Here is a 15,199-nt window from a genome sequence, read left to right as displayed (position 1 = left end):
TGTGAAGCTCCGTAAACCCTAAGGCAGCAGATACCCCTTCACCCCAGTAAAGATGATTTGCGCCGCCAGTGCACACACGAACAAGCCCATCAAGCGACTGACGATCTGCAGGCCCTGATCGCCGAGTATGCGTTCGATGCGGTTGGAGAGGTACAGCACAACCCCAACAGTGAGGCTGGCGAGGGCGATGCTAAGGATGGCGGTGACCTTGTCGTCCCAGTGCGGCTGGCTGACGCCCATGACCAGCAGGGCGCCGATGGTGCCGGGGCCGACTGTCAGGGGGATGGTCAGCGGCACGATGGTCACGTCTTGCTGAACGTTGTCGGTCTGGACTGCGGATTTACCTTGCGCCATGCCCAGTGCCGAGATGAACAGCACACTGCCTGCACCAATGCGGAAGGCGTCTACCGTAATGCCGAAAACGGTAAAAATGACCCGCCCGAACAGGTACAGCAGAACACTGGAAACCAGCGTCGCCAGCGCGACTTTCCACGCCAGGCGACGACGCTCCTTACTGGAGTAACCACGGGTCAGGCTGATAAAGCAGGACAGGACGAAGAATGGGCTATAGAGCACCAACATCTTCAAATAAACACTGAACAACACGTGGAGCATGGTTTGAGCTCGCGCGACAGGGAAAGGACGGAGGGGATTCTATCAGGCGGCGTGGGGTGCCTTGTCGATGAATCCAGGTTTCGGTTGCTAGCGGATAGAATCAGCTGGTCTGGGTCTGCAGTTGCTCGCGCTTGGCGACCCAGTGCTCGATCAGCTCGCGCAATTGCGACAGCTCGACAGGCTTGGCCATATGTCCGTCCATGCCTGCTTGGCGGGCGCGATCTTTGTGCTCGTTCAGGATATGCGCGGTCAGTGCGACCACGGGCGTTCGTACGCGCTGATTGCCGCCTTCCCAGACGCGCAGCTGTTGGGTCGCGGAGAATCCATCAAGGATTGGCATCTCGCAGTCCATCAGCACCAGGTCGTAGCGTTTGGCTTTCATCGCGTTCAGTGCTTCTTCGCCGTTGCTGGCGGTATCGGGTCGCAGGTTGAGCTTGCCGAGCATGCCGAGAATCACTTTGGTCGAGATGCTGTTGTCTTCGGCGACGAGAATGTGGAAGTCATTCGGGACATTGAAGGGGGTGATGGTGGCCGAGGGCAGCGACGCGAACGGTGATGCACCTTTGTTGCGTTGGTTGAGTTCATCGGCCAGGGTTGTCTTGAGGGTATAACCCGCCACTGGTTTGGCCAGGATGCGTTTGATGCCGGCGTTGCGTGCGATGATTTTGCTCGGCGCGTTGCTGATGCCCGTGAGCATGATCAGCAGGATGTCGTGATTCAGGCTCGGGTCTTCCTTGATCTTGGCCGCCAGTTGCATGCCGGTCATGCCGGGCATGTTCTGATCAAGCAGGACCACGTCGAAATAATCCTGCAGATGCGCCTTGGTCCGCAGCAGTGCGAGCGCTTCCTTGCCCGACGACACGGCGCTGACATTCAAGCCCCAGGCGCTGCATTGTTGAACCAGTACTTTGCGGCAGGTGTCGTTGTCATCTACCACCAGCACCCGGGCACCTTTGAGCGGACTGTCGAGGTCGGTGGTGGGTTGCTCCAGTCGATCCGGGTCCAGCGGTAATGTGAGCCAGAGGGTGCTGCCCTGATTAGTACCGCTCTGGATGCCGAATTCACCTTGCATCAGCATGATCAATTGCCGGGCAATCACCAGCCCGAGGTTGCCGCCGAGTTTGGTGGCGGAGAGGAAGTTCTTGCTGTGCAATTCGGTATGCAGCAGCGTATCGCGCTCCTTGGCCGCCAACGGCTCGCCGCTGTCTTGCACGGCAATGCGCAGGCGCGGTTTGCCGCTGCGCGAATCCAGTGCGACCACCAACAGGATTTCGCCTCCGTCGGTTTTCTTCAGGGCATTTTCCAGCAAACTGAGTAACGTCTGGCGCAGACGTGTGGGGTCACCGCTTATTACGCGGGGGACCTGAGGCTGAATAAAGCTGATCAGTTCGACGCTCTGCTGTTCGGCTTTGGCCCGGAAGATATTCAGGCAGTCCTCAATCAGCGCGTTGAGATCGAACTGTACGTCGTCGAGCTCGATTTGCCCGGACTCGAGTTTGGTGATGTCGAGAATCTCGTTGATCAGGGTCAGCAGCTCGTTGCCAGCGCTGTGAATGGTCTGAACGTAATCACGTTGCTTGACCGAAAGCGGCGTGCCCAGCAGCAGCTCGGTCATGCCCAGCACGCCATTCATCGGCGTGCGGATCTCGTGACTGATCTTGGCCAGGAATTCGGCCTTGGCATTGATTTCGGCGGTGCTGGCCGCTAGATCGCGGCTGGTGTTGAAGTTATCTTCAATGATGCTCCGATGACGCTCGCTGAGGGCAATGCTCATCATCAGCCCGGAGATGCAGAACACCCCCAGCAGTATGATGATCAGCGATTGCGGTGCGATCAGGGTCAGGCCGAGCATGGCCGGCAGAATGACCAGGCAACCCAGATTGAACACGATCATCGCAAGCACAAACAGCCGGGCAGGGCTGTAGCCTTTGTACCAGTGGTACGAGGCGACATACAGAATGCTCAGGCCCGCCAGTGCCACCAGTCCATAGGTAATGATATTCAAGGGCAGGGCATCGACGAATAACACCAGCAGACCACTTGCCCCGATGACCAGCATGTCGCCCAGGAGCAATCGATTCAGGGCTCGGGAACGCCGAGGCGCGAAAAATCGATACGCGTACATCAGGCCGGCCAAGGCCGCCAGGATCAATGCCAGGTAGGCACTGGGTGTTTGCGGCACAGGCGAGTTGGGCAGCCATGGCGCCAATAGGTTAAGCAGCAGCAACGCACTTGCGGCCAGCATCGCCTCACAGGCCGCCAGCCACAGGCTACTTTGCGTACGTGTTTGGGCGAAGCGGGTGATGTTCTGCAGGACCAGCATCGCCAGGCAGCCGAAAAACAGGCCAAGCAACAAGGGTTGACGCTCATCCGCTGCGCTGGCTACCGCTGATTGCAGGGTGATATTGGGGCGCAACGCCTGCTCGGAAACCAAACGCAGGTAGACATCCAATGGGTCACGGCTTTGTGGCAGAGGCAGGAGGAAGTCGGTGGAGGGTAGCAACTGCTTGGCGCGCGGTACGTTATTGCCCGTACGCGAGTGGTTGATCAGCGTGTCGCCATCAAGCACGTACAGGTCCAGGTTGGCCAGGTCCGGCGCGAAAATGCGCAGCATTTGCTCGTGATAGTCGGGGGGAAGTCGATAGTGCAACCAGACGGCGCTGTTACGGTTGCCCGCGGTGACTTGATCCAGGTCGATTGGGCTGAATTGATTCAGATAGCGCGCCGAACGCACATCGCTCAATCGCAGGGTTGCCTGATCATCGAGCAATGTTGACCAGCCACCGCTTTGCTCGGCATAAGCCGGAAGCATGCAGAGCAGGGTCAGCAAACTGACAGTGAAACCTATGGCAATCCTGAGCCAGCGCACGGCGAAATCCCTTCGTTTGTGAATGCCAGACAACTATGCGCGGGGCTGGAATAACCAGGCAAGCGCCGGCTGATGGGCGCTTGCCTGGTTGGCTGTCTAGCCTTATTCCAGGTCTTCACCACGCTCACGGGCAATGGCCCGGTAGCCAATGTCATGGCGATAGAAACAACCTTCCCAATCAATTTCGGCGGCCAGTCGGTAAGCCTGCTCTTGTGCACTGGCTACGCTTTCGCCCAGCGCAGTGGCACACAGAACACGCCCGCCGGACGTCACCACTTGACCATCCTTCAGCGTTGTACCGGCATGGAACACCTTGCCGGGCAAACCTGCTGCTACGTCCAGACCCTTGATGACGGCGTCTTTGGCGTAATCGCCAGGGTAACCGCCAGCGGCCAGTACCACGCCAAGGCTTGGACGCGGATCCCACTGGGCTTCAACTTTGTCCAATGCTTGCGCCAGAGCGGCCTCAATCAGCAACACCAGGCTCGATTGCAGGCGCAGCATCACCGGTTGAGTTTCCGGATCGCCAAAGCGGCAGTTGAACTCGATGACCTTCGGATTGCCTGCCTTGTCGATCATCAGCCCAGCATAGAGGAAGCCGGTGTAAACGTTGCCTTCCTCGGCCATGCCCCGGACAGTCGGCCATATGACCAAGTCCATGACACGTTCGTGGACCTGTGCGGTGACCACCGGGGCCGGAGAATAAGCTCCCATACCGCCGGTATTCGGGCCGCTGTCGCCGTCGCCGACGCGCTTGTGATCCTGACTGGTGGCCATTGGCAATACGTTCTTGCCGTCGACCATCACAATAAAGCTGGCCTCTTCGCCATCGAGGAACTCTTCGATGACCACTCGCGAACCCGCTTCGCCAAACGCGTTGCCAGCGAGCATGTCGCGCACAGCGTCTTCGGCTTCAGCCAGGGTCATGGCAACGATGACGCCTTTGCCAGCCGCCAGGCCGTCGGCCTTGATCACGATCGGCGCGCCGGTTTTTTGCAGATAAGCCAACGCAGGCTCGACCTCGGTGAAGGTCTCATAATCCGCTGTCGGGATTTTGTGGCGGGCGAGGAAGTCTTTGGTGAAGGCTTTCGAGCCTTCTAGCTGCGCGGCACCTGCGGTCGGACCGAAGCAGTCCAGGCCACGGGCACGGAACAGATCGACTACGCCCGCGACCAGCGGCACTTCAGGGCCGACGATGGTCAGGGACACGTTCTTTTGCGCAAAATCTGCAAGCTGCTCAAGGGCCAGCACGTCGATGGCGACGTTTTCGCACTTGGCTTCAATCGCAGTGCCAGCATTGCCCGGTGCCACGAAAACTTTCACGACACGCGGGTCCTGTGCGACTTTCCACGCCAGGGCGTGTTCGCGGCCACCGCTGCCAATGATCAAAACATTCATTTCAAAAACCTCGATGACGCTGAATTCTGTTTTAGAACCTAAAGCGCTTTTCGCTGTAGGAGGTCGCAATGAAGTGGGTAGATGCAAGGCGGAGTCGCTTTCGATGAGCGGAGTTGCCTTTTGGCAATGAGCATCATCGGAAGCGGCTCCAACGCAGCAGATACCTGCTTCAGTGCGGCCGCTGCCAAATCAATGGCGGAAATGGCGCATACCGGTGAACACCATCGCAATGCCGGCTTCATCGGCTGCGGCGATCACTTCGTTGTCGCGCATCGAGCCGCCTGGCTGGATGACGGCAGTGATACCGGCCTTGGCTGCGTTGTCGATGCCGTCACGGAAAGGGAAAAACGCATCCGATGCCATGACCGCGCCCTGCACTTGCAGGCCGGCGTGTTCAGCCTTGATCGCGGCGATGCGCGCAGAGTTTACGCGGCTCATCTGGCCCGCGCCGACACCGATGGTCTGGCGATTCTTGGCGTAGACAATGGCGTTGGATTTAACGTATTTGGCAACTTTCCAGGCAAAGATCAGGTCATGGATTTCCTGTTCGGTCGGTGCCCGTTTGGTCACGACTTTCAGGTCATCGCTGCTGATCATGCCGATGTCGCGGCTCTGCACCAGCAACCCGCCGTTGACGCGTTTGAAGTCCCAGGCTGGCAGGCGCTCGGCAGCCCATTGACCGGTGGTCAGCAGGCGAACGTTGGCCTTGGTGGCAATAATGGCTTTTGCTTCGGCCGTTACGCTTGGCGCGATGATCACTTCGACGAACTGACGATCGACAATAGCCTTGGCTGTTTCAGCATCCAGCTCGCGGTTGAAGGCAATGATGCCGCCAAAAGCCGATTCGGTGTCGGTGGCGTAGGCCAGTTCATACGCCTGACGAATACCGCCTTCATCGTCCGGGCTGACCGCAACGCCGCACGGGTTGGCGTGCTTGACGATGACACAGGCAGGTTTGACGAAGCTTTTCACGCATTCCAGCGCGGCATCGGTGTCGGCCACGTTGTTGAAGGAAAGTTCCTTGCCTTGCAGCTGGGTCGCCGTGGCGATGCTTACTTCGGCAGGGTGGGCTTCCACGTAGAACGCCGCGCTCTGATGCGGGTTCTCGCCATAGCGCATTTCCTGAGCCTTGATGAACTGGCTGTTGAACGTGCGCGGGAAGGCGCTGCGGCCTTCAGTGCTGAGGGTCTCGGCGCTTTGGTCGATGCTGCCCAGGTAGTTGGCGATCATGCCGTCGTAGGCGGCAGTGTGTTCGAACGCCTTGAGCATCAGGTCGAAACGCTGGGCGTACGTCAGGCCGCCGGCCTTGAGGCTTTCCAGCACTTGGCCGTAGTCGCCGGCGTTGACCACGATGGCGACGTCTTTGTGGTTCTTGGCTGCGGAGCGAACCATGGTCGGGCCGCCGATATCGATGTTCTCGATGGCGGTCGGTAGGTCACAACCCGGCTTGGCGACGGTGGCTTCGAACGGGTAGAGGTTGACCACGACCAGATCGATTGGCTTGATCCCGTGCTCGCTCATGATGGCGTCGTCGATGCCGCGACGGCCAAGAATGCCGCCATGGATTTTCGGGTGCAGGGTCTTGACCCGGCCATCCATCATTTCTGCGAAGCCGGTGTAATCAGCGACTTCTACCGCTGCAATACCACTGTCCTTGAGCAGCTTGAAGGTGCCTCCGGTGGAGAGAATCTCGACGCCCAGAGCGGTGAGCTCTCGAGCGAATTCGATAATCCCGGTCTTGTCGGAGACGCTGATCAACGCGCGGCGAATCGGCAGGCGGGTAGTCTGGTCGGTCATTTCAATTCCCATCTAAAGCAAAGGAGTCAGCAAAAAAAGGCGACCACATGAGGTGGGTCGCCTTTTCTGTTTTAAATGCTTACAGCAGATCGTACTGCTTGAGTTTTTTGCGCAGGGTGCCGCGATTGAGGCCCAGTAATTCGGACGCTTTGGTCTGGTTACCCTTGACGTAGTTCATTACGCATTCGAGCAATGGCGCCTCGACTTCCGACAGCACGAGGTTGTACACATCCGTGACGGCAGCGCCTTCCAGGTGGGCGAAATAATTGTGCAGCGCCTTCTCGACACTCCCGCGCAGGGTTTGACCCTCTTCGCTTGGGGTGTTGAGGTGCTGTTTCAAATTGACGTTGTCGCTCACGGGTGTTGTTCCACTCACTAAAGTCTCGGTCATCATCGTCATGCGGCCACCTCTTTTCCGCCCTCTGTTTCCGGGCTCTTGTAACGCTCGCTGAAAAAGTCGCGAACGTTGGCGCACTGTACTTCCGTCTCTTCCAAACGATTGAAGTGGGCGCGAAACTCCCTGGCGCCCGGCAAGGTTGCGAGATACCAGCCAACATGCTTGCGCGCAATACGCACGCCCAGCACATCGCCATAGAACGTGTGCAACGCCGCCAGATGCTCAAGCAGGATGCGTTCCACCTCACTCAACTGCAGCGCCGGTAATGTCTCGCCGGTACGCAGGTAGTGTTCTATCTCGCGAAAAATCCATGGCCGCCCTTGGGCCGCCCGACCAATCAACAACCCATCTGCACCGGTTGCCTGTAGCACGTACCGGGCTTTTGCCGGTGAATCGATATCGCCATTGGCGAAGACCGGGATCGACACGGCCTGTTTGATTTCGGCAATGGTGTCGTATTCGGCTTCGCCGGTGTACAGGTCGGCACGGGTGCGGCCATGTACCGCCAGCGCCACTATTCCAGCCTGCTCGGCGATTTTCGCCACGGTCAGACCGTTCTTGTTCGCCCGGTCCCAGCCGGTGCGTATTTTCAAGGTGACCGGTACATCGACTGCGGCCACTACGGCCCGCAGGATCTCGGTCACCAGCTGTTCGTCTTTCAGTAACGCGGAGCCGGCGGCCTTGTTGCAGACTTTTTTTGCCGGACAACCCATATTGATATCAATGATCTGTGCGCCCAGTTCGACATTGGCGCGTGCTGCGTCCGCCAGCATCTGCGGGTCACCACCGGCGATCTGTACCGAGCGTGGCTCGGGATCACCTTCGTGGATCATGCGCAGACGCGATTTGCGACTGTTCCACAGGCTCATGTCACTGGTGACCATTTCCGAAACCACCAGCCCTGCGCCCAGTTGGCGGCAGAGCTGACGAAAAGGCTGGTCAGTGACCCCGGCCATCGGGGCGAGAATCAAGCCGTTTTGCAATGTATAGGGGCCGATGCGTACCGCCGACATAGGTGTGCCTGTTGTGGGGCCGAATCAATGCATACCGTGTGAAAACGACTGCGTGCTTCGCGCGCAACGGCTCCACAGGGGCCTGCTCGGGTTCTGACTGTTAAGTGCTTGCGCGACTTTTCAGACCGAACTCAGAGTGTGAAAAAGGGTTGGCATGATACCCGCTCTCGATGACTGGATAAAGGCTGAATTGGATAAAATCTGAACAGTTATTTTCTTATCGCGGACGGTTTGGTTTTCTGCCACGACGTCATAAAAACGCCGCCAATCCCGGAAGGGTGAGCGCGTCATGCTCTCGCTTGAGGCTATCAGCCATTTTTTTACCGGAACGCTTGCTGGCAGGCTGGGCGCACCGGTCTGCGGCCGCTGGCGCTTATTCGGGTGAGCGGAAATTCAAGCTGTAATTCACCGCTTTGGTCCCGGGGTCAAGAATGTCCAGGGCAATATGGATCGGCGTTTGTGGCGGCATTTTAGCCTTGCCGGCCATCTCGCCACTCAGGTATTCGCTGGGCTTGAACCGACGACTGGCTATCAGTTGGCCGTTGGGGTCGGCGAAACGCAACTCTAGTAGCGGAAATGGCTGAGAAAAGGGCGCCCGGTTATAAATGATCGCGTCGACCACCAGCGCACCCTTGAACTCGGGATGACTGTGTACGACCAAATTGCTGCTCTCGAGCAGGTTGGTATCAACCTTTGGCGGCACTGTGCAGCCAATCTGCGGACATATCTGCTGAAACCATGGACGGTATTGGTCCTGACGCACCAGTTCTTCGAAGTTGATCTGAACGATCAACGCGGCAGCCGCGAGCACAATCAGCAGCCCCCAGAAAAAACGGCGACCCCAGCGAGGCTTGGGTTTCTGCCAGTCAAGTTGCAGCGGGTCGTCGGTGAGATCGAGCAACGGCTGGTCTCGCAACCCTTGATCATGCAAGCCGGGTTCGCTGCGGCTGCGGCTGCGTTTGAATTTTGGCTCTTGGCGCTCCTGCGGAGCATCAAGAGGCTCCGGCTCATCGCCGTCGATGGCGGACCAGCCTTTGGCGCTTTCTGTATGCAGGTGAGTGTCCTGGCTTTCGCTCAGGCGTGGCGCGTGCGCTTCGGGTTCATCGTCCAGGGCCGTGGTGTCGAATGACAGTGAGGGCTCGGTGCGGTTTTGGTGAGCGGTTGTCTCGGGCGCTTCGTTCGCCTCAGGTGCGGCATCAGCTTCGACGTGGAGGTGTTCTTTCGCATCGTCATTGAGCAGGCTGTCGACCCACCGCGCGTTTTCTGTCTCCGCACTGTCGCGACGAGCGCTCAGTGCTGAGTCGTCGTGCCTGGCATGGCCTTCGCGCCCGAACGCTTCAGGCAACTGGATTTCCCGCTGCTCAAGCCTGGCGAGCTCTTCGTCCAGATCCAGGTTGTCCAGATCAAGGCTGTCGAGATCAATTGCGCTGGCTTTCCATTGCTTGAGCGACACAACCGGTACTTCGACCGGTGCTTCAACCGGTGTAGCGACCGGAACAGGCAGGATGACGGGGAGCGCGGGCAGCGTCGTTTGCGCGTCTGCGGGCGGCTTGGCGGAACGTTGTTCCAGCAGTTGTTTCACCGCATTGAAGACCTGCAGACAGGCGCCACACCGGACCACGCCACGGGCCACGCTCAGTTGGGCGTGGCTGACGCGGAAACTGGTCTGGCAGTGTGGACACTGGGTAACGAAACTGTCGGTCATGCGGCGATCCAGTTGAGGCAGGCGCTCATTTTAGTCCATGGTTTCAAATAGCGGTTAACGGCGACGGCCCGTGATACGAACCCAGCCATCACGGTCGGCAATAGGGTCCAGGTCGAACGTATCAGTATAAGCGGCGGCCACTTCTTCGCCCTGTTCGGCGAGGATGCCCGATAACGCAAGGCGGCCACCGGGTTTGACCAGACTTGCGAGCGTTGGTGCCAACGATACCAGTGGTCCGGCCAAAATATTGGCGACCAGCACATCGGCCTGTACCTGCGGGAGGTCTTCCGGCAGGTACAGGGTGAACCGCTCCGGCGCGATAGCGTTGCGGCCTGCGTTTTCGCGCGAGGCATCCAGTGCCTGGTAGTCGATGTCGGTGCCGACGGCTTGCTTGGCGCCCAGCAACAGCGCAGCAATCGCCAGAATCCCCGAGCCGCAGCCGAAGTCCAGCACATTGCAGTCGATGAGGTCCTGACCGTCGAGCCATTCCAGGCACAGGGCGGTGGTCGGGTGGGTGCCGGTGCCGAAGGCCAGACCCGGATCGAGCAGCAGGTTGACCGCGTCCGGTTCAGGTGCCGCGTGCCAGCTCGGCACAATCCACAGGCGCTGACCAAAACGCATTGGGTGGAAATTATCCATCCAGCTGCGTTCCCAGTCCTGGTCCTCGATGACTTCGCTCATGTGTTCCGGCAGCTCTGTACCGGTGAGCAATTGCAGATGGGCCAGCACTTGGGTGGCATCGGTGTCGGCTTCGAACAACGCCAGCAAGTGGGTGTGCGACCACAGTGGGGTGGTGTTGAGTTCCGGTTCAAAAATCGGTTGGTCTTCGGCGTCCATGAAGGTTACGGACACGGCGCCGACTTCAAGAAAAGCGTCTTCGTAGGTTTCGGCTTGTTCTGGGCTGATGGCGAGACGGACTTGCAGCCAAGGCATGGCGGGCACCTTTGAAAAATGACGATGTGCAGCATGCAGCTGCGAGAAGCGCGCAAGTTTACTTGAGCGCGAAGGCGAAGGGCAAAAAACAACAAAGCCGCAGCTAAGCGGCTTTGTGGAAAGAGCCAAAGACTGGCCCTTTCTGGCACGCCAGATCAGATCTGGCCGGGCGACACAATGATTTTTACGTTGTGCTCCTTGTTATTGACCAGTTCCTCGAACCCGTGACTGACGATGTCCTCCAGGCCGATCCGCCCAGTGACCAGCGGCGTTATGTCCAGGCTGCCGTCGGCGATAAGGGCGATGACGTCGGCGAATTCGCCGTTGTAGGCCAAGGAACCCATCACCTGTTTTTCTGTGGAAACCAGATCGAAGAAATTGAATTGGCTAGGTTCCTCGAAAATGCCCACCAGTACGCATTTACCGGCTTTGCGGATCACATCGATGGCGAGCTTGGCGGTGTGTTTATTGCCGATACATTCGAAGCTCACGTCGGCGCCCAGGCCATGGGTGACCGCACGAATTTCGGCAAGCGCGTCGCACTCGGAAGGATCGAAGACCCGGTGGGCGCCCACTTCCAGTGCCTTGGCCTTGCGTGCCGACGACATTTCCAGGGCGATGACCTGCGCGGCGCCGGCGGCTTTGGCGCACATGATGGTGCACAGACCGATGGTGCCAGCGCCCACGACCACCACGGTTTGCCCGTGCAGGCTGCCCGCTTTCTTGACCGCGTGCATGCCCACCGCCAGCGGTTCGATCAGTGCCCCGGCCTCTTTAGGGAAACCCGCCGGCAATTTGTACAGGAGATTGGCGGGCACATTGACCCATTCAGCGAAGGCGCCGTTGTTCATCAGACCGGTAAACGCCAGTCGTTCACAGATGTTGTACAGGCCATGGGTGCAGTAATAGCAGGTGCCGCAATGCTGGCAGGCATCAGCGGTGATCAGGTCACCCAGGGCAAAACCCTGGACGTTGGCGCCGAGTTTGATGATTTCGCCGCAGAACTCATGGCCCAGAATGCATTGGCCCTGGATGCCGGTCATCGGGTGCGGAGCGTCTACTGGAATGAATACCGGTCCGGCGACGTACTCATGCAGGTCCGAACCGCAGATGCCACACCAGTCCACGCGAATCTGCACCCAGTCGGCAGGCGGGTCGGAGGGCCGTGGCACGTCTTCTACGCGGATGTCGTGACGTCCATGCCAGACCGCTGCGCGCATGCTGGCGGTGCTTTTCAATGCAGTGCTCATCGTTTGTTATCTCCTCACAACAGTGTGGAGGCTCCGGCAAGCGTCAGGCAGGCCAGAGCCGCTGATTTTATTGACCCCGCAGGAAGCCGAGGATCAGTCGATTGACCTGCTCCGCCGCTTCCATCTGCACCATGTGGCCTTGACCCGCCAACACCTCGACCTGCGCACTGAGCCCTTGGGCGTGAGCGGCGGGGATGATGGCGTCGTTGGCGCCCCAAATCACCAAGCTCGGCTGCTGCGCGACGACTGAGCGCAGGTCGGTGTGCTGTTGTCCGCCCGCAAACAATTGGGTGGTCAACAGGCGCAGGGCGGCATCGACCCCTTCCAGGCGTTTGAACTTGAGCATGTCTTCGAGCATTTGCCGGTTCACCAGCGCCGGGTCGGAAAACAGCTGCACCAGTTGTGGCTTCAAGGCGTTGCGGTTGGCGGCGTCGACAAAGCCCTGCAAATATTCGCCATTGATCTGCGAGCCCAGGCCAGCGCTGGCGATCAAGGTCAGTGAACGGACTCGATTCGGAGCAAGGCGGGCGGTGTTGAGTGCGACGGCGCCACCCATCGAATGGCCGGCCAGGTGTGCGGATTCGATGTCCAGATGATCCAGCAAACTCAGGACGGTCTGGCTCAGTTCGTCCAGGTCGCCACGTTGCAGGGTTTTGCCCGACTCGCCATGCCCTGGTAGATCAAGCGCGATAACGCGGCGCCCGGCAGCCAGCGCGTCGTGGTTGAACAGCCAGTTGTTCAGGTCTCCGCCGAAGCCGTGGATCAATACCAGCGGGGTAGCGCCTTCGCCACGGTCGAAGAAGCGCAACGTGCGGCCCTCAAGCTGGATTTTCTGCGGTGCCGGACCGCTGTCTTCGTCAGCCTCGCCACCGGGGACGAACTCGGCCTGGAAGCGTTCGATCGCCGCGTCGACTTCGGCATCACTGGCCTCTCCCTCGACGACGATGGCGAGCAGGGCGCCCACCGACAGGGTTTCATCCTGCTGCGCTATCCGGCGCCGCAAAACGCCAGAAAAAGGGGTTTCGACGCTGCTGGAAATTTTGTCGGTTTCGACATCGAGCACCTGATCGCCTTTCTCGACGCGCTCGCCTTCCTCCTTGAGCCACGTGTCGACGCGCCCTTCGGTCATCGACAGGCCCCATTTGGGCATGGTCAGCGTATGAATCTGGCTCATGCAACCTTCCTCCCTTCGCAGATTTTATGCACCGCCGCCTCGATTTTCGCGGCGGTAGGGATGTAGAGGTCTTCCAGCGCGTCAGAAAAAGGCACAGGGGTGTGCGGTGCGGTGACCATTTCGATTGGCGCTTTGAGGGCGAAAAACGCTTTCTGGGCAACCAATGCAGAGATGTCGGTGGCCATCGAACAGCGTGGGTTGGCTTCGTCGATCACCACCAGACGGCCGGTTTTTTCGACACTTTCGAGGATGCTGTCCAGGTCCAGTGGGCTGGTGGTGCGCAAGTCCAGTACGTCACAGGCGATGCCCTGACGTGCGAGGTTGTTTGCTGCCTCCATCGCCAAGTGGACCATGCGACCGTAGGTCACGAGGGTCACATCATCGCCCTCGCGCAAGAAATTGGCTTCGCCAAACGGCACGGTATACAGCTCTTCCGGAACTTCACCCTGCATGCTGTAGAGCATTTTGTGCTCGCAGAAAATCACCGGGTCGTTGTCGCGAATGGCCTGAATCAGCAAGCCCTTGGCGTCATAGGGCGAGGACGGGCACACCACTTTCAGGCCGGGAATGTGCGTCCACAGGGAGGTGAGCATTTGCGAGTGCTGGGCGGCTGCCCGCAAGCCGGCGCCATACATGGTGCGGATCACTACAGGGGTGACCGCTTTACCGCCGAACATGTAGCGAAATTTGGCCGCCTGGTTGAGGATCTGATCCAGGCAGCAGCCTGCGAAATCGACGAACATCAGCTCGCACACGGGCCGCACGCCTTGAGTGGCGGCGCCGATGGCGGCACCGACATACCCCAGTTCGGACAGCGGTGTATCCAGAACCCGCCCGGGAAACTGGTGATAAAGGCCCTTGGTGACGCCGAGCACGCCGCCCCAGGCATCCTGCTCGCCGGGTGCGCCCGCGCCGCCGGCAACGTCTTCGCCCATGATGAACACCGTGGGGTCGCGGCGCATTTCTTGTGCAAGCGCTTCGTTGATCGCCTGCTGATAACTGATTTTTCTCGCCATGATGGTTCTCCTGTTGTTCTTGTTTTGAGGTCGGCTCAGGGATAGGACACGTACACGTCGGTCAGCAGGTCGCTCGCCTGGGGTTTAGGGTCGGACTTGGCCAGGCGTACGGCGTCTTCGATCAGGTGCTCGACGTCTTGATCGATCTGGTCGAGTTGAGCGACGTTCAGCAACCCGGCATTCAGGCTGCGTTCGCGGAACTGCTTGAGGCAGTCACGGGTGTCGCGAAAGTTCTTGATCTCGTCGGGTGCGCGGTAGGTTTGTGCATCCCCTTCGAAGTGGCCATAGTAGCGGGTGAGTTTCATCTCGATCAGCGACGGCCCTTCGCCGGCTCGGGCCCGAGCGACAGCTGCACCCGCAGCTTCATGGACGGCGAAGAAGTCGAAGCCGTCCACGGTGACACCGGGCATGCCGAAACCGGCTGCGCGGTCGGCGATATGATCACTGGCGACCGACCACACGGACGCCGTTGCCTCGGCGTAACCGTTGTTTTCGGCGACGAACAGGCAGGGCAGGTTCCAGATCGACGCGAGGTTCATGGCTTCGAAAACCGCCCCCTCGTTTGAGCCGCCATCGCCAAAGAAGGCCACCGCGACACCCTGCGTGCCTTTGAGCTTGGCGGCCAGGGCGGCACCCGCAGCCAACGGTGCGCCAGCGCCGACGATGCCGTTGGCGCCGAGCATGCCTTTCTCCAGGTCGGCGATGTGCATCGAGCCGCCCTTGCCGCCGCAGAGCCCGGTTTTTTTGCCGTAGATCTCGGCCATCATGCCGTACACATCGACCCCCTTGGCGATGCAATGGCCATGGCCGCGGTGGGTGGAAGCGATGCAGTCATCGTCGGTAAGGTGGGCCATCACGCCAGCGGCTGAGGCTTCTTCGCCAGCATACAAATGGACGAAGCCGGGGATCTCGCCGGTGGCGAATTCGACGTGCAGGCGCTCTTCGAAGACGCGGATCGTGCGCATCACTTTGTAGGCGTGCAACAGTTGGTCATGGGACAGGTGAGTGGACATCTTGTTGTTCTCCTGGGTT

At 59.4% G+C, this 15,199-nt stretch carries 12 protein-coding genes; all 12 read right to left on the bottom strand.

Annotated features, from left to right (window positions below):
* Window positions 1–18: 18 nt before the first annotated feature.
* On the bottom strand, window positions 19–615 hold the full coding sequence (locus tag AC1ME2_RS10280; protein WP_480440876.1) for a MarC family protein: 597 nt from the start codon (window positions 613–615) through the stop codon (window positions 19–21).
* 100 nt (window positions 616–715) lie between these two features.
* Complete coding sequence (locus AC1ME2_RS10275) at window positions 716–3,484, bottom strand: hybrid sensor histidine kinase/response regulator (protein ID WP_480440875.1); 2,769 nt, start codon at window positions 3,482–3,484, stop codon at window positions 716–718.
* 102 nt (window positions 3,485–3,586) lie between these two features.
* Window positions 3,587–4,882, bottom strand: coding sequence for a phosphoribosylamine--glycine ligase (gene purD, locus AC1ME2_RS10270; RefSeq protein WP_480440874.1), 1,296 nt, complete (start codon window positions 4,880–4,882; stop codon window positions 3,587–3,589).
* 189 nt (window positions 4,883–5,071) lie between these two features.
* The gene (gene purH / locus AC1ME2_RS10265; protein WP_480440872.1) at window positions 5,072–6,679 is read right to left on the bottom strand and encodes a bifunctional phosphoribosylaminoimidazolecarboxamide formyltransferase/IMP cyclohydrolase; all 1,608 of its coding nucleotides are present in this window, start codon (window positions 6,677–6,679) and stop codon (window positions 5,072–5,074) included.
* A gap of 79 nt (window positions 6,680–6,758) precedes the next feature.
* Complete coding sequence (fis, locus tag AC1ME2_RS10260) at window positions 6,759–7,079, bottom strand: DNA-binding transcriptional regulator Fis (RefSeq protein ID WP_007907419.1); 321 nt, start codon at window positions 7,077–7,079, stop codon at window positions 6,759–6,761.
* Window positions 7,076–8,089 carry a tRNA dihydrouridine synthase DusB gene (gene dusB / locus AC1ME2_RS10255; RefSeq protein ID WP_480440870.1) on the bottom strand — a complete coding sequence of 338 codons (1,014 nt, stop codon included), beginning with the start codon at window positions 8,087–8,089 and terminating at the stop codon, window positions 7,076–7,078. The genes fis and dusB overlap by 4 nt, the downstream gene beginning before the upstream one ends.
* A gap of 373 nt (window positions 8,090–8,462) precedes the next feature.
* Window positions 8,463–9,794, bottom strand: a complete 1,332-nt coding sequence (locus AC1ME2_RS10250; protein WP_480440868.1) for a DUF3426 domain-containing protein — start codon at window positions 9,792–9,794, stop codon at window positions 8,463–8,465.
* Between the two features lie 54 nt (window positions 9,795–9,848).
* Window positions 9,849–10,727: a 50S ribosomal protein L11 methyltransferase gene (gene prmA, locus AC1ME2_RS10245; protein WP_480440867.1), complete on the bottom strand. Its 879-nt coding sequence runs from the start codon at window positions 10,725–10,727 to the stop codon at window positions 9,849–9,851.
* Between the two features lie 155 nt (window positions 10,728–10,882).
* Window positions 10,883–11,947: a 2,3-butanediol dehydrogenase gene (locus AC1ME2_RS10240; protein ID WP_480442078.1), complete on the bottom strand. Its 1,065-nt coding sequence runs from the start codon at window positions 11,945–11,947 to the stop codon at window positions 10,883–10,885.
* A 97-nt stretch (window positions 11,948–12,044) separates the two neighbouring features.
* Window positions 12,045–13,151 carry an acetoin dehydrogenase dihydrolipoyllysine-residue acetyltransferase subunit gene (locus AC1ME2_RS10235; protein ID WP_480440865.1) on the bottom strand — a complete coding sequence of 369 codons (1,107 nt, stop codon included), beginning with the start codon at window positions 13,149–13,151 and terminating at the stop codon, window positions 12,045–12,047.
* Window positions 13,148–14,167 (bottom strand): alpha-ketoacid dehydrogenase subunit beta, encoded by a 1,020-nt coding sequence (locus AC1ME2_RS10230; protein ID WP_480440864.1) that lies wholly within the window; start codon window positions 14,165–14,167, stop codon window positions 13,148–13,150. The genes AC1ME2_RS10235 and AC1ME2_RS10230 overlap by 4 nt, the downstream gene beginning before the upstream one ends.
* Before the next feature lie 35 nt (window positions 14,168–14,202).
* A complete protein-coding gene (locus AC1ME2_RS10225; protein ID WP_480440862.1) occupies window positions 14,203–15,180 on the bottom strand; it encodes a thiamine pyrophosphate-dependent dehydrogenase E1 component subunit alpha in 978 nt (325 codons plus the stop codon).
* Window positions 15,181–15,199 lie beyond the last annotated feature (19 nt).

It is taken from the genome of Pseudomonas sp. ASL9 (genome assembly GCF_056680335.1).
This window is presented reverse-complemented; position numbering and strand designations above follow the sequence as displayed.